The organism is Kitasatospora cathayae (assembly GCF_027627435.1).
Taxonomy (GTDB): Bacteria; Actinomycetota; Actinomycetes; order Streptomycetales; family Streptomycetaceae; genus Kitasatospora; species Kitasatospora cathayae.
Genome location: NZ_CP115450.1, coordinates 7,689,261 through 7,711,013, shown reverse-complemented (window position 1 = coordinate 7,711,013; position 21,753 = coordinate 7,689,261). Strand labels below are relative to the sequence as shown.

Annotated in this window: 6 protein-coding genes; all 6 read right to left on the bottom strand. The window is 72.9% G+C overall.

Annotated features, from left to right (window positions below):
• Positions 1–39 precede the first annotated feature (39 nt).
• Positions 40–1,236 (bottom strand): cytochrome P450, encoded by a 1,197-nt coding sequence (locus tag O1G21_RS34345; protein ID WP_270149236.1) that lies wholly within the window; start codon positions 1,234–1,236, stop codon positions 40–42.
• Positions 1,226–2,380 (bottom strand): cytochrome P450, encoded by a 1,155-nt coding sequence (locus tag O1G21_RS34340; protein WP_270149234.1) that lies wholly within the window; start codon positions 2,378–2,380, stop codon positions 1,226–1,228. The genes O1G21_RS34345 and O1G21_RS34340 overlap by 11 nt, the downstream gene beginning before the upstream one ends.
• A gap of 23 nt (positions 2,381–2,403) precedes the next feature.
• Positions 2,404–3,579 carry a cytochrome P450 gene (locus O1G21_RS34335; RefSeq protein ID WP_270149232.1) on the bottom strand — a complete coding sequence of 392 codons (1,176 nt, stop codon included), beginning with the start codon at positions 3,577–3,579 and terminating at the stop codon, positions 2,404–2,406.
• A gap of 111 nt (positions 3,580–3,690) precedes the next feature.
• Positions 3,691–3,900: an MbtH family protein gene (locus tag O1G21_RS34330; protein ID WP_270149230.1), complete on the bottom strand. Its 210-nt coding sequence runs from the start codon at positions 3,898–3,900 to the stop codon at positions 3,691–3,693.
• A gap of 16 nt (positions 3,901–3,916) precedes the next feature.
• The gene (locus tag O1G21_RS34325; protein ID WP_270149228.1) at positions 3,917–9,481 is read right to left on the bottom strand and encodes a non-ribosomal peptide synthetase; all 5,565 of its coding nucleotides are present in this window, start codon (positions 9,479–9,481) and stop codon (positions 3,917–3,919) included.
• A 19-nt stretch (positions 9,482–9,500) separates the two neighbouring features.
• Positions 9,501–21,749: a non-ribosomal peptide synthetase gene (locus O1G21_RS34320; RefSeq protein WP_270149226.1), complete on the bottom strand. Its 12,249-nt coding sequence runs from the start codon at positions 21,747–21,749 to the stop codon at positions 9,501–9,503.
• Positions 21,750–21,753: the final 4 nt, after the last annotated feature.

The following is a 21,753-nucleotide window of genomic DNA, read 5'->3' as shown; positions in this document are numbered from 1 at the left end:
GTCCAGCCCGATGGATCGCCGCTCAAGCCGTCCATCCGGTCACCACTCGACCATCAGACTGCTGAGTCCGTATGCAGGGGTGCTCAGCCGGAACGCGGTCGCCCCGGCGGGATCCGCCAGCCGCAGCCCGGGAAAGCGTCGCCAGAGCGCGGTGTAGGCGATGCGCAGTTCGAGACGGGCGAGCGCGGCTCCCAGGCAGTGGTGCACACCGTGCCCGAACGCGACATGAGGGACGGGTTCCCGGGTGACGTCGAGGCGATCCGGGTCCGGCAGCAGGGCGGGGTCGCGGTTGGCCGTCGGGAGAGAACAGAGGACCGTCTCCCCTGCCCTGATCACCTGGTCGCCGACGACGGTGTCCTCGATGGCGGTTCGGGGCGTCGGAGCATAGGGGACCGTCAGGTACCGGATCAGCTCGTCGACCGCCCGGTCCGCCGACTGGGTGTCACCCCGCAGCGCGGCGATCTGCTCGGGGTTCCGCAGCAGCGCCAGCACGCCCAGGCCGATCATGCCGGAGATGTTGTCGTCTCCGGCCAGCATCATCTGTACGCAGACGCCCCTCAGCTCCTCATCGGTCACCGAGTCGCCGTGTTCGGCGGCGACCGTACCGACGAGCCCGTCGCCGGGATCCTTCCGTTCCCTGGCGACCATGGTCACGAGGTAGCGGGAGAACGCCTCGCCGGCGGCCGCCCGCCTCCGATCGCTGAGCGAAGCGTCGAGATGCCGGTGGCAGAGTTGGAGGAACCTGTCGCGGTCGTCCCGCGGTACCCCGAGCAGCTCGCACAGCACGGGGCCGGGTACCTGGTCGGCGAACATCCCGATCAGGTCCGCGGGGGCCCCCTCCCGCTCCATCGCGTCGAGGCGTTCCGTCACGATCTGTTCGATGTACGGGGCCAGCCGCCGGATCTGACGTTGGGTGAACCCCGGGGCCAGCAGACGCCGGAGCCGGGTGTGCTCCGGCGGGTCGTAGTCCATCAGGTTGCCGACCAGCTCACGCGGCCGGAAGACGCCCTTCCCGCCGATCTCGTCGTTCCGGTCGAAACGCCGGCGCGTACTGAACCGGGTGTGATCGCCGAGGACTTGCCGGACGACCGCGTGCCCGGCGGCCAGCCAGGTGGTCGTCGCCTCCGCTCCGGATCCGATCGTGATCCTGGTGAGCGTTCCGGCGGCGCGCAGCTCGTCGGCCGGGTCGAAGCCCTGCCGACGCGTGTGTATCGGGGGCCTGTCGTCACCACTCAAGAGGAAGCTCCTCCACGGCGAAGGGCTCGGGCCGGCCCGGCTTGAACCGCAGGTCCTCCTCGGGAACGGCGAGCCGCAGCGACGGGAACCGGCGGAGCACCGCCGGCAGGGCGACCTGCAGCTGGAGCCTGGCCAGCGGTGCCCCGAGACAATGGTGGATTCCGTGTCCGAACGCCAGGTGCTTCGGGTTCTCACGGGTGATGTCGAAGCGGTCGCCCCGCGGACGGTTGACCGCCATCGTGGAGCAGGTCAGGACGTCTCCGGCCCGGATGTCGCGTCCGGCGACGCGCACGTCCGTGAGCGCGACCCGAGGGGTCGGGGCCTCGATGATCGAAGCATGCCGCAGCAGCTCCTCGATCGCGCCGTCCACGAGTTCGGGACGTTCGCGGAGCAGCGCCGCCTGGTCGGGATGGGTCACGAACAGGAGCACCGCGACCGCCAGTTGGGAGGCCATCTGCTCAGCTGCCATGACCAGGTTGCCCTCGGCGAGCCCGGCCAGTTCCTCGTCGCCGACCTCCGCCCCGTGCTCGCGCACGATGACACCGATCAGCCCCTCGCCGGGATCGCGGCGCTTGCGGGCCACGAGCTTCTTCGTGTACTCGACGACGCCCATCCCCGCAGAGGTCCGCTGCCGGGGGAGCCTGCTTCCCCTGCTCTCCCGGATCATCCGCGACAGCTCGGCCTGGTCGTCACGGGGGACGTCGAGGAACTCGCAGGCGATGAGCGCCGGGATGGGCCAGGCCGCGTACCTGACGAAGTCGACCGGCGACCCCACGTTCTCCAGATCGTCCAGGCATTCCTCGACGATTTCCTCGACCCGCGGCCGCAGCCGTTCCATCCGCCGGACCGAGTAGGCCGGGGCCACGGTCCTGCGCAACCGGGTGTGGTCCGGCGGGTCGTACGCCTGCAGGATTCCCGGCAGCTCGGCCCGTTCGGCCGCGTCGTCGGCCGGGCGCATGGAGCTGAACCGCTCGGGATCGCCGAGGATCTCCCGGACCTCGTCGTACCCGGTGACCAGCCATTGCTTGCGGCCGCCCATTCCGGGCTGGGTGTCGTACTCGTGCAGCGGCCCCTCGTCCATCAGGCCGTGGAGCTCCGGCACGGGATCGAGCCGGTGCCGCTGGTGCGGCAGGGGAAGTGCCATCGGTCCTCCCTGGGTTTCCGGTGCTACCAGTCGAGCAGCAGGGCTTCCACGTCGAACGGCGGCGGCCCCAAGGTGATCTCGCGGTGCGGTTCGGCCAGCCGCAGGGTGGGGAAGCGGTGCGCCAGCGCCGGTATCGCGACCCGGAACATCAGCTCGGCCAGAGCTCTGCCGAGGCAGTGGTGGATGCCGTACCCGAACGCCAGGTGTTCCGGCCGAGCACGGGTGATGTCGAACTCGTCGTCCGCGCCCGGGTAGTTCCGGCGGTTGGCGGCCAGCAGGGAACAGGTGACGGTGTCGCCGGCCTTGACGAGGTGGTCCCCGATGCGCACGTCCCGCGTCGCGACCCGTGGATGGGTCTTCTCGTCGGTCGTGAGGTACCGGATCACCTCGTCCAGCCAACCCGGTACGGTGTCGGGCTTCTCCCGTAGCACGGCGAACTGCTCGGGCGCTTCGACCATCAGCCACGCGCCCGCCGCGAGCAGACGGGCCACCTGGTCGGCGCCCGCGCCCATGACGAACGCGGCCACCCCGGTCAACTCGGCGTCCGTGATGGCGTCACCGTGTTCGCGCACCACGACGCCGAACATGTCGTCGCCGGGATCGCGGCGCGAGTTGGCGACGTGCTGCTTCATGTAGGTCATGAACTTGTTCCCCGCGGCGGTGCGCCTCCTGCCCGACCGGTCGGTCCGGCTGGCGAGCAGGACCCGGGCCAGATCCGCCTGGTCGTCCCGGGGAATGCCGAGGAAGTCGCAGGTCGCCGGTGTCGCCACGGCCCATCCGAAGTGCGGGACGAAGTCCACCGGGCCGCCGAGTGCCTCGATGGTGTCCAGGCTGTCCTGGACGATCTGCTCGACCTGCGGCCGGAACGCCTGCATCCGGCGGACGGAGAACGCGGGAGTCATCATCCGCCGGAGCCGCGTGTGCTCCGGCGGGTCGTACTGGGTGAGGAAGCCGGGCCAGATGAAGCCGGCCGCGGTCCCGCCGTAGAGCAGGCGCGCGCTGAACCTGTCCGAGCCGAGGACCTGCCGGACCTCCTTGATCCCGGTGGCGAGCCACGCGGTCCGCCCCTCGGCGGAGTCCTCGGTTCCCAGGACGGTCAGGTCGCCCTCGCTCATCAGGGCGTGGAGCTCGGGCAGCGGATCGAACCGGTTCCTCCGGTGCAACTGCGTCGCCCGGAGGACGTTGATCTTCTCGAACATGCCGCGGGTCCTTTCGTCTCATCCGGCCGGTGTGCACGGGATGAGGGTCTCGGGGCGGTCGGACGAGCGTCGAGCTCGTCCAACCGCCCACATTGAGCGGCTGGACACCGCTCAGCCGTCGATTTCCGCGATCAGGCTCTTCGGCCGGAGGTCGGTCCAGTTCTCCTCGACATAGGCGAGGCAGTCCTGGCGGGTGGCCTCGCCGTGGACGGGGGTCCAGCCGGCCGGCACCTCGGCGAAGGCGGGCCACAGGGAGTGCTGGCCCTCGTCGTTGACGAGCACGAAGAAGGAGCCGTCCTCGTTGTCGAAGGGGTTGGTCATGGTGGTGTCCTTTCCGCTACGGCCGCGGCCGGAGCTTCTCGGCGACGACGGCCCCGATCCGGGCCAGCGACGCGGGCTGCATCATCTCGTTGTGGTCGGCGGGGATCTCGTGGTGCTCCACGGTCCCGCTGGTCAGGGGCTGCCAACTGGCGATCGCCCAGTCGACGGGCATGTGCGGCGGGCGGTCCCGCGAAGCGATGAACAGCAGGATGTCGCCGGCGAAACTCGGGGCGTCGTGCCTCGGCCCGACCTCGGCGAGGTTCCGCATCACCTCTTCCAGGCGTGCCCGAGCCCCGTCTCCCCTGACCAGTCCGGCGGCGAGGTCCATCTGCTGTTCCTTCAGCTTGTCGACGGTCTCCTGGGCAGGCCCGTCGCCGCGCGCCCTCTTCCCCATGTAGGTGGGGTAGGCGTCGAGCAGCGCGAGCATGCCGACCCGCTCGCCCTCGGCCTCGAGCAGCGCGGCCATCGTCTGCGCGATCCGCCCGCCGAGGGACCAGCCGAGCAGGTGGTACGGCCCGGTCGGCTGCACGGTGCGGATCTGCGAGACGTAGTCGGCCGCCATCTCGTCGACGCCGCCGGGCAGGGCTTCGCTGCGGGCCAGGCCGCGCGCCTGGATTCCGTAGACCGGCTGGTTCGCCGGGAGCTCCCGCAGCAGCGGTCCGTAGTTCCAGCTCAGGCCGCCGCTCGCGTGGACGCAGAACAGCGGCGGACGGTCGCCGCCGGGGCGCAGCGGCAGCAGGACCTCGAAGTCGCCCGTGGCGGTCTTCACCGTGCCGCTGGATCGCCGCCGCTCGCCCAGGAGGGTCAGGGTTCCGGCCGCGGACCAGCGGGCGAGCGAGCCGGTGCGCAGCATGCGCCGCCCCTCGGTCCCGAACGGGCAGGCCAGGCTCTGCTCGGCCGGGACCGCGTCGGCCGCGGGGCCGGTGACGTAGAGATCGCCGACGGCTCCGGGCGCGACGGGGCGCAGCAGTTCGTCGAGCACGAGCGCGCCGAGCGGGCCGTCCTGGGCCAGGTCGGCCACTGCCGGGGGCACGGATCCGGTCCACACGGCCGGGGCCTCGGCCGGACGCTCGCGTTCGACGTCGTCCAGCAGGATGTCCAGGTCGCTGACGCGCCGGTGGGGGTCCTCCGCCACCTGTTCCAGGACGCGGATCAGCCGTCGTGCCAGCGATTCGGCCGTGGCCCCGTCGAACAGGTCGGTGGCGTAGCGGAGGTCGCCGTCGATGCCGGCGCCGTGGTCGTCCTCGTCGCGGTGCTCGGTGAGCTTGAACGCGAGGTCCAGCTCGATGGCCTCGGGCCGGCCGGGTTCGACACTGGTGCGCAGGGCCGGCAGTTCCGTCGCGGCCCACGCGCCGGCGTCCTCCTCGGCCACCTCCAGGCCGACCTGGAACACCGGGTGGCGGGAGAGCGAAGCGGGCAGGTCCAGCAGATCGACGATCCGCTCGAAGGGGACGTCCAGGTGCTGGCGGGCGTCCCGGACGGTCTCCTGCACCCGGGTGAGGACCTCCAGGAAGGTCGGGTCGCCCGCGACGTCGGTGCGCAGGGGGAACGGCCGGGCGAACGGCCCGATCATCGGCTCGAGGTCGATGAGGTCCTCGTCCCGCGGCAGCGTCGTGCCGATCACGAGGTCGTCGCCCGCGCCGTACCGGGTCAGAAGCATGGCGAGCGCGGCGTGCACCAACTGGTGGGCGTCCGCGCCGGACGGGTCCACGGCCGCCAGCAGCCGGGCGTGCGCGGCGCCGTCCAGCCGCAGCGCGATCGTGCCGGCCCGTCGCGACGGGACGGCCGGGCGCGGACGGTCGAAGGGGAGGACCGTGTCCCCGTCGATGCCGGCGAGGTGGTCCCGCCAGAAGGACATCTGGTCGTTGATCAGGCTCTCCTGCTCGCGCTCGCCCTCGAGCAGCCGTTGCTCCCAGATCGCGTAGTCGGCGAACTGCAGGGTCAGTGGCGCGCGCTCCGGGACCCGGCCCGCCCGCCGCGCGCCGTACGCGGCCGCCAGGTCGCGGAAGTACACGTCCAGCGAGTCGTCGTCGGCGGCGATCCGGTGCACCGTCAGCGCCAGTACGTGCTCGCGCTCCGAGACCGCGAAGAGGTCGCAGCGCCACGGCAGGTCACGGGTGAGGTCGAAGGGCCGCTCGGCCCGCTCGGCGAGCAGCCCGGGAAGTTCCTCCTCGGCGGCCGGAATCGGCGTCAGCCGAACCGCCGCGGAGTCATGGACGTGCTGGTGGACGGTCGTGGCCCGGCCGGGGAAGGTCGTCCGGAGGATCTCGTGCCGGGACGCGACGTCACCGAGCGCCGCCTCCAGTGCGGGCACGTCCAGACGGCCGCGCACGCGCAATGCGACCGAGGTGTGCAGGCCCGCGGTCGTCTCTCCGGGACGGGCCAGCAGCCAGGCGCGGAGCTGCCGGGCGGTGAGGGGCACCTGCTCCGGCCTGGTGGCGGCCTCCAGCGCGGGACGTGACTTCGCTGCCAGCGCGCGGGCGATGCCCGCGGGCGTGGGCGAGGAGAACAGCTGCCGGATGGGCAGGTCCGCGCCGATCTCCTCGCGGATCCGCGCGATGAGCCGCATGGCCAGCGCCGAGCTGCCGCCCAGGTCGTGGAAGGCGTCGTCGACGCCCACCCGCTCGAGGCCGAGGATCTCGGCGAACAGCGCGCACAGCACCTTCTCGGTCTCGCTCTCGGGGGCCTTCGCCGAAGCGCGTTCCGCGAAGTCGGGGGCGGGCAGGGCCCCGCGGTCCACCTTTCCGTTCGGAGTGACGGGCAGGCCCGGACGCAGGACGATCGCCACGGGGACCATGTAGGAGGGCAGGACGAGGCTCATCCGCCGCCGCATCTCCTCCACGTCGGCCTGGTTTCCGTCGGTGACGACGTAGCCCACCAGCCGCCGCTCGCCGGGCTCGTCCTCGCGCGCCACGGCGACCGCCTCGGTCACGCCCGGCTGGGCCGCCAGCACGGCCTCCACCTCGGCCAGCTCCACCCGGAAGCCCCGGATCTTCACCTGGTCGTCGGCCCGCCCGACGAACACCGCCTCTCCGTCGCGGTTCCAGCGCGCCAGGTCGCCGGTTCGGTACATCCGCTCACCGGCGCGGAACGGGCACGCGACGAACCGCTCGGCCGTCAGGTCCGGCCTGCCGAGGTACCCGCGGGCCAGGCCGGTGCCGGCGATGTACAGCTCGCCGGTGATCCCCGGCGCGACCGGCCGCAGGAAGGCGTCGAGGACGTATATCCCGCGGTTCGCCATGGGGTGACCGATCGGCAGCTCGCTCCCGAGCACGTCACCGGGCTCGATCGGCTTCCACGTCGCGCACAGGGTGGTCTCGGTCGGCCCGTAGGTGTTCCGCACCCGCAGGCCGGGCTGGGCCCGCCGCAGGTTCTCCACCGCGTAGGCGGGGACGACGTCCCCACCGGTGCCGACCTCGATCAAGCCCGTGAAGCATTCCGGTGCCGCCTCCGCGAGGGCGCGGAAGGTTCCGGCGGTGAGGTGGACGGAGGTCGCGCCCCGTTCGACGGCCCGGCGCACCCCGCCGGCGTCCACCACTCCCGGCTCGGCGAGCAGGATCCGGCCGCCCGTGGCGAGCGGCACCCACATCTCGTAGACCGAGGCGTCGAAGACGTGCGTCGCGTGCATCAGCACGCCGTCCGCGGGACCGATCCGCCAGCCCGGGTCGCCCGCCAGACCGGCCACCGCGCCATGGGTGACGGCCACGCCCTTCGGGACGCCGGTGGATCCGGACGTGTACATCACGTACGCCAGGTCGTCGGCGCGGACCCGGATCTCCGGAGCGGTGGCGGCCTGGTCGGCGACGGCCGCGCGGGTCTCCGGCGCGTCGAGGACGATGGCGTTCTCCGGCGCGACCGCGCTGGTCGCGGTCGTGCACACGACGGTCGCGACCCGGGGGTCGGCGAGTACGAGCGCGATCCGCTCGGCCGGGCTCCCCGCGTCGACCGGGACGAACGCGGCGCCCGCCTTCCAGATCGCCAGGAACGTGATCAGCAGGTCGGCGGACCTGTCCATGGCCACTCCGACCAGGGCACCGCGCCGGACGCCGCGCTCGGTGAGGTATCCGGCCAGCCGGTTCGACGCCCGGTCGAGCTCGGCGTAGGTCAGGTTCGTACCGCTCGCATCGGTGATCGCCACCGCGTGGGGTGCGGCGGCGACCCGCCGCCCGAACAGCTCGACCATGGACTCCCCGGGCACCGGGCCCGTGGTCGCGTTCCAGTCGTCCACCACCACGGCGCGCTCGGCGGCGCTCAGCAGGGTCAGCCGGCCGACCAGGACGTCGGGCTCGGCGACCAGCTGTTCCACCACCCGGACGAACGCGCCCAGGACGGATTCGGCGACCTCCCGGTCGAACAGACCCCGGTCGTAGTTGAGGATGACCGGCATCCGCTCGCCCGGCCCGGTGACCAGGGTGAACGGGTAGTGCGAGGAGTCGCGTCCCTTCCGCACGGGGCGCATGTCCAGGCCGTCGTGCTCCGACCGGTCGAGTCCGGTGCGGGGGAAGTTCTCGTAGATGACGAGGGTGTCGAAGACCGCTCCGGGTCCGGCGGCGGCCTGCGCCTCCTGCAGGCCGAGGTGCTGGTGGGGCATCAGCGCCGACTGGTTCCGCTGCAGCTCGGCGAGCGATTCGACGAACCGCCGCCCGCCGTCGAGCCGGACGCGCACCGGCAGGGTGCCGAGCAGCATGCCGACCATCGTCTCCACGCCGGCCAGCTCGGCCGGCCGTCCCGAGACGGTCGCGCCGAACACCACGTCGGTGCGGCCCGCCAGCTGTGCCAGCACGACGGCCCACACGCCCTGGACGACGGTGTTCAGCGTGAGCCCGTGGCCGCGGGCCAGCTGCGCCAGCTCGTTCGTCAGCTCCGGGGAGAGCTCGGCCAGCACCGTGTCGATGTCCGGGACTCGGCTCGGATCGGCCGGGACGACCGTGGTGGGGGTGTCCAGGCCGGCGAGCTCCTTCCGCCAGGCGGCCCGGGCCGCCTCCTTGTCCTGGCGGCCCAGCCAGGAGAGGTAGTCGCGGTAGGAGGTCGTCGCCGGCAGCCCGGACGGGTCCCCGCCCGCCGCGTAGATCGCGGAGAGCTCGCGGTGGATGATCGGCATCGACCAGCCGTCGGCCAGTACGTGATGAAGGGTGTGCACGAGCCGGTGGCTCTCCGGGCCGAGCCGGATCAGGTGCAGCTTCATCAGCGGGGCCGTCTCCAGCCGGAAGCGCTCGGCCAGCTCCTCCTCCGCCAGCCGCCCCACCTCACCGTCGGCCTGGTCGTCCGGGAGTCCGGACAGGTCCGTCTCACGCCACGGGAGTTCGACGTCACGTAGGACGACCTGCACCATCTGCGCGCCGCTGACGTACCGGAAGCAGACCCGCAGCGCGGCGTGCCGGTCCAGGAGCGCCTGCCAGGACGCCCTCAGACGCTCGGGGTCCAGCGGTCCCTCGATGCCGTAGACGGACTGCACGGTGTAGGTGTCCGGACCGTCCTTGTCGAGAGCGGTGTGGTAGAGCATCCCCTCCTGCAACGGCGACAGGGGCCAGACGTCTTCCACACCGGAGCGCGGCTTCGCACGAGTGTTGTCAACGGTCATGATCTGCTCCTTGGGGAAGTCATTCATCGGCCGGCCCGGTCTGGAGTCGGTCCATCTGTTCGGGCGTGAGAGCCAGGAGCATGCCGTCCCGGGGCTCCGGCTGCCCGCTCTCCCCGCCCTCGGCCGGGAGCTCCTTGGCGAGCACCGCCAGCCGTTCGGGCGTCTTCTCCTCGAACACTTGCCAGGGCGACAGCTCCAGCCCTTCGCCGCGAAGCCGGGCCGACAGCTGCATCGAGCTGATCGAGTCGCCGCCGAGCTCGAAGAAGCTGTCCTCGACCCCGACCCGTTCCACCCCGAGGACCTCGGCGAACATCGCGCACAGCAGCTCTTCGACGGCCGTGCGCGGATCGCGTCCGGAGGAGTTCCCGGCGAAGTCGGGGGCCTGTAGCGCCCGGTGATCGACCTTTCCGTTCGGGGTCAGGGGCATCGCGTCCAGCGGTACGAACGCCACCGGCCTCATGTGCTCGGGCAGGCGTTCGGCCGCTGTCCCGCGGAGGGCGGCGATCAGCTCGTCGGCCGGCTGCGCGGCCGCCGGGACGACGTACGCCACCAGCCGCTTCTCGCCGGGCCCGTCCGCACGAGCGGCCACCACCACCTGGGCGGCCCCCGGATGGTCCGCCAGCACGGCCTCGACCTCACCCGGCTCGACCCGGTGACCGCGCACCTTGACCTGCGCGTCGGCCCGGCCGACGAAGACCAGCTCTCCGTCGCGGGTCCAGCGGACCCGGTCGCCGGTGCGGTACACGCGGCCCCCGGAGGAGTACGGGTCGGCGACGAACCGCTCCGCGGTCAGGCCCGGACGTCCGAGGTATCCACGCGCGAGCCCTGCCCCGGTGACGTAGAGCTCACCGGCCACGCCGGGCGGCACCGGCTGCAGGAAGGCGTCGAGCACGTACGCCCGCACGTTGGTGATCGGGCGGCCGATGGGGACCACGTCGTGTCCCGGAGACAGCGGCGAGCTCATCGTCGCGCACACGGTCGTCTCGGTGGGCCCGAAGGCGTTGATCATCCGACGGTCCCGCGACCAGCGGTCGACCAGCGGCAGCGGGCACGCCTCACCGGCGACGACCAGCGTCTCGAGGCAGTCCGGCAGGTCGTCCTCGACGGCCAGCACGCTCGGCGGCACGGTGACGTGGGTGATGCGCCACCGGCGCACCGCGTCGCCCAGCGACACTCGTGGCGGCATGCTGCCGGGGTCGGCCAGCACCACGGTCCCGCCTGACAGCAGAGCCATGCACAGCTCGGAGATCGCGGCGTCGAACCCGAGGGACGCGAACTGCAGGATCCGTGACGACGGCGACACGGCGAACCGGTCGATCTGTGCCGCCGCCAGGTTCCCCAGACCCGCGTGGGTGACCTGGACCCCCTTGGGCGTCCCCGCCGACCCGGAGGTGTAGATCACGTACGCTCCGTCGCCCGCCGCCACGGCCGGCAGCGCCACCGCCGGGTCGGCGGCGGGCCGCTCGTCCAGTGCGACCACCACGCCCGTGAACCCGTCCGGTACGGCCGTCCGGGTCGCCCTCGTGCACAGCAGCACCTCGGGCGCGGAATCCGCCAGCATCAGCTCGATCCGACCGGCGGGATAGTCCGGGTCGACCGGTACGAACACCCCGCCCGACAGCGACACCCCGACCAGGGCCACCACCAGCTCCACCGACCGTCCGACCAGCACGCCCACCCGCGTTTCGCGTCGGACGCCCAGCCCCATCAGCAGCCGCGCCAGATCCTCCGCCTCGCCCAGCAGCCCTTCGTACGACAGGCTCCGCGCCGCGTCCTCCACCGCGACCGCGTCCCGCGAGAGTTCCGCCCGGCGGCGGAACAGTACCGGCAGCGGCTCCGGCACGAACGGCGCATCGGTGGCGTTCCACCTCTCGACCACCAGGCCGCGTTCCGCCGTGCCGATCAGGCCGACCCGGCCCACCGGAGTCCGCGGATCGGCCGTCACCTGTTCCAGCGCCCGGACGACCGCCGCCAGCATCTCCTCCGCCCGGGTCCGGTCGAAGACGTCCGGACGGAAGATGAACTCGCCACGGACGCGGCCGTCGTGGGAGACGCGCATGGACATCGGATAGTGCCCGCTGTCGTTCGGGATCCCCGCAGGGCGCATGACGAGCGCATCGGGGTCTTCGGACGGGAGCGGCGGGTGGGGGTAGTTCTCGAACACCACGATCGTGTCGAACCCGGCGCCCTGCCCGGCGAACTGGACGATCTCCGACAGCCCGACGTGCTGATGCGCCATCATCTCGACCTGGCGCTCCTGCAGCTGCGTCAGCATGTCGCGGAACGGTTCACCGCCCGCGAGGCGGGCCCGGACCGGCAGCGTGTTCATGAACAGGCCGACCACGGACTCGACGCCGGGGATCTCGGGCGGACGCCCGGCCACCGCGGAGCCGAAGACCACGTCGTCCCGGCCCGTCAGCCGGGCCAGGAGCAGCGCCCAGACCCCCTGGAAGAGGGTGTTCATCGTGACGCCGTGCCGACGCGTGAACTCCACCAGCCGACGGCTCAGGTCGTCGTCGAGTTCGAACCGGACGCGTTCGGGATCGACGGGCGCGCCGTGGGTGTCCGGCGGCACGACGTGGGTCGCCTCGTCGAGCCCGGCGAGCTCGGTCCGCCACGCCTGCCAGGCGGCCTCCTTGTCCTGGCGGGAGAGCCAGGCGAGATAGTCGCGGTACGACGTCGGGGCGGACAGGGACAGGCCGTCACCGCCCGATTCGTAGGCCGCCATCACATCGCCGGAAAGGATCGGGAGCGACCATCCGTCGCAGGAGATGTGGTGGGAGGCGAGGGCCAGCCGGTGGCTGCGTTCGCCGATGCGCACCAGGTGCAGGCGCAGCAGCGGGGCCCGGTTCAGGTCGAACCGGTCGGCATGCAGCTCCTCCGCGAGTCGCTCGAACTCCGCCAGCGCCTCGTCCTCGGGCAGATGGGACAGGTCGGTCTCGGTCCAGGGCAGTGCCACCTCACGGGCGATCGCCTGGACGGCCCGGCCGGACCCGAGCTGATGGAAGCTCGCCCGCAGGGCGGCGTGCCGGTCGAGGAGCGCCTGCCAGGACGCGCGGAAGCGAGCGACGTCCAGCGGGCCGTCGAGGGCGAGGGTGCGGATGCCCGCGTAGACATCCGGGCCTCGCTGGTCCATGGCATGGAACAGCAGGCCCTCCTGGAGGGGAGAGAGCGGCCAGATGTCTGCGAGGCCCGGAACGGCGGCCTCGATCTCCTCCACCTCCGGCTGCGTCAGCTCGACGAGGGAGAAGTCGCTGGGGGTGTGCCCGCCGGCTCCGGGGACGGTGTGCGCGGCGAGGCCGGACAACAGGTCCAGCCAGGCCAGGCCGAGCGACTCCGCCTCGGCCTCGCCGAGGATCCGTCCGGCCCAGGTCACGGTCAGCCGGAGCTCTGGTCCGTCCGGGGAGTCGAGGAGGACGGCGTCGATCTCCACGGCGTGGCGCAACGGCGCGTGCTGCTCCGCCGCACCGCCGACGGTCCCCGTCATCTGCCAGGGCTGCGGATCGCCGTCGGGGTGGGCGGAGAACCGGCCCAGGTAGTTGAACCCGACCTCCGGCTTCGGCAACGCCGCCAGGACCGGTGCCGTCTCGGCGTTCAGGTGGCGCAGCATTCCGTAGCCGAGGCCGCCGTCGGGCACGGCCCGCACGTTCTCCTTGACCGTCTTCAGCAGGCGGCCGGCCGCCTCACCACCGGCGATCGCCTCGTCGGTGTCGATCCCGGTCACATCCAGCCGGAGCGGGTGGACGTCGGTGAACCAGCCGACCGTCCGCGTGGGATCCAGCTCCGCGACGGGCCGGCGGCCATGGCCTTCGACGTCCACCACGACGGAGTCGCCGCCGCGCCAGTGTGCGACCGCGCCCGCCAGGGTGGCCAGGAGCACCTCGTGGACACCGCAGTGGAAGGCCGAGGTGACCTGCTCCACGAGCACGTCCGCGCGGTCGCGCGGCAGGGTCCATGACCTGCGTCCCGCGGTCGCGACGGTGTCGCGCGTGGGGTCGAGGGAGGCCAGTCGCGGTTGCGCGTGGTCGAGGATCTCCGTCCAGGTCTCGAGTTCCCCGGCCCGGATCGCGGCCTGGTCGACCAGGGTCCGCGCCCACTGCCGGAACGGGACCTCCACCGGGTCGAGAGCGGGCTCCTCGCCCCTGATCACGGCCTCGCATGCCGCACGCAGGTCCAGCAGCAGGATCCGCCACGACACCGCGTCGACCACCAGATGGTGCGCCACCAGCACGAGCCGTCCGACCCGACCTGGTCCGGCATCCACCCACACCACCCGGATCATCACACCGGCGGCGGGATCCAGCCGCGCCGCCGCCTCGCCGGCACACCGGTCCGCGGCCTCGTCGAGGTCACCGGTGTCCGCCTCGACCCGCTCGACCAGACCCGCCGCGTCCACCGCCCCCCGGCCGGACACGACCAGGCGCGGCTCTTCGCGTCGGTCCGTGACGATCCGGCTCCGCAGCAGATCGTGGGCGTCGATCACCGCGCCCAACCCGGCCGCCAGCGCGTCCACCGACAGGTCGCCGGGAGCACCCACGGTCACCCACTGGGTCAGGGCCCCTCCGGTCAGCGCGCCGGGGTCGCGTTCGATGAGCGCCCGCATCACCGGCGTCCACGCGACCTCGCCGACACCGTCGGCGAGGTCCGCCCGCCTCGCGCCGCCGCGCTCGGCGACGGCCGCGATCCCCGCCGGTGTCTCGTGCGCGAAGACGTCCTTCGCGCCGAAGACGACGTCGGCGCGGCGGGCACGGGCGGCCAGTTGCATGGAGAGGATCGAGTCGCCGCCCAGCTCGAAGAAGCTGTCATCGACTCCGACCCGGTCCAGCCCGAGGATCTCGGCGAACAGTGTGCACAGCACCCGCTCCGCCTCGGTGCGCGGCTCGTGGCCGGCGGGCTTCCCGGAGAACTCGGGAGCGGGCAGGGCCTCGCGATCGACCTTCCCGTTGATCGTCAGCGGGAAGGCGTCCAGGACCACCACCGCGGCCGGGACCATGAACTCCGGCAGCCGCGCCGCGAGGTGTTCGCGGAGCGCGTCGGGGTCCGGGGCCTGGTCCGGTTCCGCGATCGCATAGCCGACCAGCCGCTTCTCACCCGGACGGTCCTCCCTCGCGACGACGACCGCCTGCGCGACCAAGGGAGCCTCGGCGAGTACCGTCTCGATCTCCGCCGGTTCGACCCGGTAGCCCCGGATCTTCACCTGGGAGTCGGCCCGTCCGGCGAACAGCAGCTCGCCGCGGTCGGTCCAGCGTGCCAGGTCGCCGGTGCGGTACATCCTCCCTCCTTGCCCGCCGCCGGGCAGGAGGGGCCCATTGCCGGGGGCGAACGGGTCGGCGACGAACCGCTCCGAGGTCGCACCGCGGGCCTCGGGATAGCCGAGCGCCAGACCGGCGCCCGCGAGGTAGAGCTCGCCGGTCACGTTCGGAGCGACCGGCTGGAGGAAGGCGTCGAGCACGTACGCCCGCCGCCCGGCCAGCGGGCGGCCGATCGGCAGGACGTCGCCCGTCTCGTCCCCCGGCTCGAGTAGCTGCCACGTGGCGCACAGGGTGCTCTCGGTCGGGCCGTACAGGTGCCGGACCCGCAGATCCGGGCAGGCCCGGCGCAGCCGTGCGACGGAGGCGAGGGGCACCACGTCCCCGCCGGTGAGGATCTCGCGCAACCCGCTGAAGGAGTCCGGCGACTCCTCGGCCAGCACCCGGAAGCTCCCGGCCGTCAGATGGACGGTCGTCACGCCGCGTGCGATCGCCTCCCGCAGGCGCTGCGTGTCGACCGAGCCCGGTTCGGCGACCATGACGCGGGCCCCGCTGACCAGCGGCGCCCAGATCTCGAGCAGCGACGCGTCGAACGCGTGCGAGGCGTGCATCAGCACGCAGTCATCGCCGTCGAGTGCCCAACCGGGGTCGCCGGCCAGCGCCGCGACGCTTCCGTGCGGCACCGCGACGCCCTTGGGCACCCCGGTCGATCCCGACGTGTACATCACGTAGGCCACGTCGTACGCCGTGACCGTCGGCGTCCGCCGCCCCGTTCCCCCGGTCCACGGCGCGTCCACGAGCACGGGCTCGACCCCGTCCGGCACCGCGTCGCGGGTCGTCCCGGCACAGACCGCCACCGCCACGCCGGCGTCGGCCAGCATCCGCTCGATCCGCACCGGCGGGTAGTCCACGTTCACCGGGACGTACGCGGCCCCGGCCTTCCAGACCCCGAGGAACGCGACGAACAGGTCCGCGCCGCGCTCCATCACCACGCCGACGCGGTCGCCGCGCCGCACACCCATCGCGGCCAGCTGCCCTGCCAGCCGGTCCGATTCCCGGTCGAGGTCGCCGTAGGACAGGGTGCGGTCCCCGTCGATGACGGCCACCGCGTCCGGCGCGCCCGCCGAGCGCCGCCGGAACAGTTCCACCACCGACGATCCGCCGGCGGCCTCGCCGGTCGCGTTCCAGCGCTCCAACACGGACGTGCGGGTCAGGTCACTCGTCACGCCCAGGCGGCCGACCGGAAGCGAGGGCTCCGCCAGCAGCCGTTCGATGACCCGCACGACCTGCCCGGCGACCTCGACGGCGGTCTTCTCCTCGATCCGGTCGGGCCGGAAGGACACCCGGATCTGCAGGCGCTCGCCGGGACTGGCGCTCATCGTCAGCGGGTAGCCGGTACCGGTCCGGGTGAGGGCCGAGCTGATCGTGACACCGCCGTCGTCGCCGAGGCCGGCCGCGTCGCGCGGGTAGTTCTCGACCATCATGATGGTGTCGAAGGCGGCGCCCGGCCCCACCGCCTTCTGGATCTCCGACAGACCCATGTACTGGTGCTCCGACAACTCCGACTGGCGTCGCTGCAGGTCCTGGAGCAGCTCCAGCACCGGCAGGCCGCCGTCGAGCCGTACCCGGACCGGAACGGTGTTGATGAACATCCCCACCATCCGCTCCACGTCCGGTACGTCCGCCGGGCGGCCCGACACCACCGTCCCGAACACCACGTCCGTCCGGCCCGCCAGCCGGGCCAGCACCAGGGCCCACGCGCCCTGCACGATCGTGCTCAGCGTCAGCCCGTGGCCGCGGGCGAAGTCGGTGAGCGTCCGGGTCGTCTCGGCGGACAGCCACGCGCAGTGCTCGTCCGGCATCACCATCGCCTTGCCCGCCTCGGCGTCCACCACGGTCGGCTCGTCCGACCCGGCGAACTCCGACCGCCACGCCGATCGCGTCGCGTCCTGGTCCTGACGGCTCAGCCACGCCAGGTAGTCGCGGTACGAGGGTGACGTCGACGAGCTCGGTCCGCCCGCGTAGCCGGACGACATCTCGCCCAGGATGATCGGCGTCGACCAGCCGTCCAGGAGGACGTGGTGCGACGTCAGGACGAGCCGGTGCCGGTTCTCGCCGAGACGGATCAGCAGCAGCCGGAGCAGCGGCGGGCGGGACACGTCGAACCGCTCCGCCTGGTCCTCCGCGAGAAGGCGTTCGACCTCGAGGGCCGCGTCGGCCTCGCCGAGGTGCGACACGTCCGCCGTACGCCAAGGGATGTCGGCCTCACCCACGACGACCTGCACCGTCTCGCCCGAGCCGAGCTGGTGGAAGCTCGTCCGGAGCGACTCGTGCCGGGCGGCCAGCGGCTGCCACGCCGCGCGCAGCCGTTCCGGGTCGAGCGGCCCGTCGAGGTCCAGGATCCGCTGGCTCTGGTAGACGTCCACTCCCTCGTCGTCGAGGGCCCGTTCGAAGAGCATGCCCTCCTGCAGGGGCGACAGGGGCCAGATGTCGATCAGCCCGGGCGCGGCGGCCTCCAGCTCCGCCACGTCCCGCTGCGACACCTCGACGAGGTCGAAGTCGGACGGCGTGTGGCCTCCGGCGCCGGGGGCGGCGGCGTGGGCGGCGAGGCCGGTGAGCATCTGCAGCCAGGCCTCCCCCAGCCGCTCCACCGTGGCGGGGTCGAGATCCCGGCCGTCCATGGTGAGCCTCAGCAGGGGACCGGCCGGCGTGTCCTGAACGTCCGCGCCGACCTCCAGGGCGTGGGCGAGTACCGGTTCGGGGCCGGCGGCCCCCGCGCCGAGCGGCCCTTCGCTGACCTGCCACGGAGTGTCCGGGGAGGTGGCGGCCGACCGGCCGAGATAGTTGAACCCGATCTTCGGGGACGGCAGTTCGGCCAGCCTGGCCCCGGTGCCGGGGTTGAGATGGCGCAGCAGCCCGTAGCCGAGCCCGTCGCCCGGCACCGCGCGGACCTGCTCCTTCACGGCCTTCAGCAGCTCTCCGGCCGCCGCGTCGCCGGCCGCCGCCGCTGCCAGGTCGACGCCGGAGACGTCGAGGCGGACCGGATGGACGCTGGTGAACCAGCCCACGGTGCGCAGCAGGTCCTCGCCGTCGGCCGGGTGACGGCCGTGGCCCTCCACGTCCAGGAGCACCCCGGCGTCGCCGCCCCGCCGGCGCGCCACCGCGCCCGCCAGGCCCGCCAGCAGGACTTCTCGGATCCCGCAGTGGAAGGTTCCCGGGGCTTGGTCGACCAGGCCCCGCGCCGTGGGCCCGGACAGTGTCCAGGACCATGAGTGCGGCCGCCCCTCGTGCTGCACGGGGAACGGGTCCACGCCGTCCAGGACCCCGACCCAGTGGTCGAGCTCGGCGACGGTGCGCTCGCTGAACGCCTGCTCGGTCAGCCGCTGCGACCACTGCCGGTACGACGTCGTCGCGGGTTCGAGGGACGGGGTCGCTCCGGAGATCACCTGGTCGTAGGCCGTGCGCAGATCCGGCAGCAGGATCCCCCACGAGACGGCGTCGACCACCAGGTGATGCGCCAGCAGCGCCAACCGGCCCGGCTCGGCGTCTCCGGCATCGATCCACACGGCCCGCACCACGGTCCCCGTCGACGGGTCCAGGCGGCCTGCGGCCGTCGCGGCCTCGCGTCCGGCGGTCTCATCGAGGTTCCCGGTCCCGGCCTCCACCCGGGTCACCAGTGCGGCCGGGTCCACGGTGCCCCGATCGGGCACGATCAGCCGTCCGTCGGGCTCCACCCGGCCGCGCAACTGGTCATGGACGTCCAGCACCGCTCCCAGGGCGGCCACCAGCGCGTCCCGGTCGAGGCCGGGCGGGGCGACGACGACCCGCGCCTGGGCGAAGCCGGGGCGCAGCGCGTCGGCTCCGAGGGCGCGCATCACCGGCGTCCAGGGAACCTCCCCGATGCCCGCGTCCGGCTCGGAGCGGCCCCGCCGCGTCGTTCCGGCGGCCCCCGCCAGCGCGGCCAGCCGTCCGGGGGTCCGCTGCTCGAACACCTGCCGGGGGGTGAGGGCGATTCCCTCGCGCCGGGCGCGGGCGGCCACCTGCATCGAGGAGATCGAGTCCCCGCCCAGCTCGAAGAAGCCGTCCTCGACCCCGACCCGTTCCAGGCCGAGGACCTCGGCGAACACCCGGCACAGGATCCGCTCGGCCTCGGTGGCCGGGTCCCGGCCCACCGACTTCGACGCGAAGTCCGGTTCGGGCAGGGCCTGCCGGTCCACCTTCCCGTGGACCGTCAACGGCAGCGCGTCCAGCACGATCACCGCCGCCGGCACCATGAAGTCGGGCATCGTCTCGACGAGGCGGTCCCGGAGCCGGACCGGGTCGAGGTCCCGTCCCGCTTCGGCCACCACATAGCCGGTCAGCCGCTCGTCCCGGGCGGCGACCACGGCCTGGCCGACGCCCGGAAGCCCGGCGAGAACCGCTTCGACCTCTCCCGGCTCCACGCGGTAGCCGCGGATCTTCACCTGATCGTCGGCCCGTCCGCCGAACACGAGCGTGCCCTGGTCCGTCCAGTGGGCCAGGTCACCGGTCCGGTACATCCGCCCGCCGGGGACGAAGGGATCGGCGACGAACCGCTCGGCCGTCAAGGCCGGACGACCCAGGTAGCCGCGCGCGACGCCGGCCCCGGCGACGTAGAGTTCGCCCTTCACGCCCGGAGGCACCGGGCGCAGGAACGCATCGAGGACGTAGCCGCGCCGGCCCGCGAGGGGACGTCCGATCGGCAGCACCGGACCGGTCTCGTCACCGGGTTCGAGCAGCCACCAGGTCGCGCACAGCGTCGCCTCCGTCGGGCCGTAGAGGTGCCGCACCCGGACGTCCGGGCACGCCCGCCGTACGCGCTCCACCGCCGCCGGCGGCACCTCGTCCCCGCCGGTCAGCACCTCCCGGAGCCCGGCGATCGACTCCGGTGACTCCTCGGCCAGCACCCGGAAGGTCCCCGCGGACAGGTGGGCGGCCGTGACGCCGCCCGCCACGTACCGGGCCAGGGCCTCCCCGTCCACCGCACCCGGTTCGGCGATCACCAGTCGGGCGCCCGACAGGAGCGGGACCCAGATCTCGAACAGGGAGATGTCGAAGGCGTGCGAGGCGTGGGTCAGCACGGCGTCGCCGGGCCCGATCCCCCACCGCGGCTCCCCGACCAGCCCCGCCACGTTGCCGTGCGACACCGCGACGCCCTTGGGCGTGCCCGTCGACCCCGAGGTGTACATCACGTAGGCGAGGTCGTCGGCTCCGACCCCCACCGTGGGGCGGGCGCACTCCGCCACGGCCCGCCGCGTCCCGGGATCGTCCAGGACGATCGGATCGAGCCCGCAGTCCAGCACCGCCGCCCGGCTCGCGGTCCGGCAGACCACCGCGGCCGGATCCGCGTCCGCCAGCATGAACTTCACGCGTTCCACCGGGTAGGCGGGGTCCACCGGCACGAACGCCGCCCCCGCCTTCCACACCGCGAGCAGCGTCGCGATCAGGTCGGAGGACCGTTCCATCACCACGGCGACCCGGTCCCCGCGCCGGACGCCGCGGCCGGTCAGGTAGCCCGCGAGCCTGTCCGCACGCCCGGCCAGGTCCCGGAAGGACGTCGGCCGGTCCCCGTCGGTGATCGCCGTCTCGTCCGCGCGACGCTCCACCTGGCGATCGAACAGGGCCAGCGGCAGTCCTCCCGGCTCGGCGCCGGGTGCCGTGCCCCAGGCGTTCACCAGGTCGCGCTCGGCGGCGGTCGTCACGGCGACGTCGGCCACGGTGATCCCGCTGTCGGCCGTCAGCCGGCGCAGGACCCCCTGGAACCGCTCGAGGACGGCGAGCGCCGCGCCGGTGTCGAAGAGGTCGGTCAGATGGTCGAGCTTGAGGAGCATCGTGTCGCCGGGGACGGCGACCAGCGTCAGCGGATAGTGGGCGGCCTCCCTGCCCTGGTTCACCCGGACGGTGAAGGTCTCGGCGGAGTCCGGTTCACCGAGGTCGCGGGGAAAGTTCTCGAACACGAGCAGGGTGTCGAAGACCGCGCCGGGGCCGGCCGCCTTCTGGATGTCCGTCAGCCCCACGTACTGCTCCGGGATGAGCGCCGACTGCCGGCGCTGCAACTCCGTCAGCAGCCCGATGACCGGGGTGGCGCCGTTCAGCCGTACGCGCACGGGCACGGTGTTGAGGAACAGCCCCACCATCGCCTCCACGCCGGGCAGGTCCGCGGGGCGTGCCGACACGGTCGCCCCGAACACCACGTCCGTCCGGCCCGACAGCTGCGCCAGCACCAACGCCCACGCGCCCTGCACGACCGTGTTCAGCGTCAGCCCGTGGCTGCGGGCCAGGTCTTCCAGTGATCGGCTGAGGTGTTCGGGGAGCTCGACCGTGACGCTCTCCGGTATGCCGGGCGCCCGGCCCGGGTCCGCGGGCGCCACCAGGGTCGGCTCCTGCGCGCCGCGCAGTTCCGCCGCCCATGCCGCCAGCGCCCGCTCCCGGTCCTGCCGGTTCAGCCAGGCGAGGTAGTCCCGGTAGGACGCCACTTCCGGCAGTTCCGGAAGTTCCGGCCGACCGTCGGCCGCGTACAGCGCCAGCAGCTCGTTGAAGACGATGGGCAACGACCAGCCGTCCATGACCGCGTGATGGCAGGTCACCACCAGGCGGTGCCTGGCGTCGTCGAGACGGATCAACGTGAGGCGCAGCAGTGGGGCCTTCGCGAGGTCGAACCGCCGTAGCCGGTCCTCCTCGGCCAGCTCCCGCACCGCCTCGTCGGGATCGTCGAGGTGGGAAAGGTCGACCACGCGCCACGGCAGCTCCACCCGGCTCGCGATGACCTGCACCGTCTCGCCCGACGCACGCTGCCGGAAGCCCGCCCTGAGCGCGGCGTGCCGGGTGAGCAGTTCCTCCCACGCCGCACGCAACCTGGCCGGATCGACCGGACCCTGCAGCTCCAGGATCCAGTGGCCCAGGTAGATCTGGGGCCCTTCGTCGTCGTAGACCGTGTGGAACAGCAACCCTTCCTGCAGCGGCGACAGCGGCCAGATGTCCTCGATCCGCGACTGAGCCATCGGT

What these genes read in the sequence shown, in the direction of transcription:
- O1G21_RS34320 (WP_270149226.1), bottom strand. Translation starts at nt 21,749, where the DNA reads ATGGCTCAGTCGCGGATCGAGGACATCTGGCCGCTGTCGCCGCTGCAG.
- O1G21_RS34340 (WP_270149234.1), bottom strand. Translation starts at nt 2,380, where the DNA reads ATGGCACTTCCCCTGCCGCACCAGCGGCACCGGCTCGATCCCGTGCCG.
- O1G21_RS34335 (WP_270149232.1), bottom strand. Translation starts at nt 3,579, where the DNA reads ATGTTCGAGAAGATCAACGTCCTCCGGGCGACGCAGTTGCACCGGAGG.
- O1G21_RS34325 (WP_270149228.1), bottom strand. Translation starts at nt 9,481, where the DNA reads ATGACCGTTGACAACACTCGTGCGAAGCCGCGCTCCGGTGTGGAAGAC.
- O1G21_RS34330 (WP_270149230.1), bottom strand. Translation starts at nt 3,900, where the DNA reads ATGACCAACCCCTTCGACAACGAGGACGGCTCCTTCTTCGTGCTCGTC.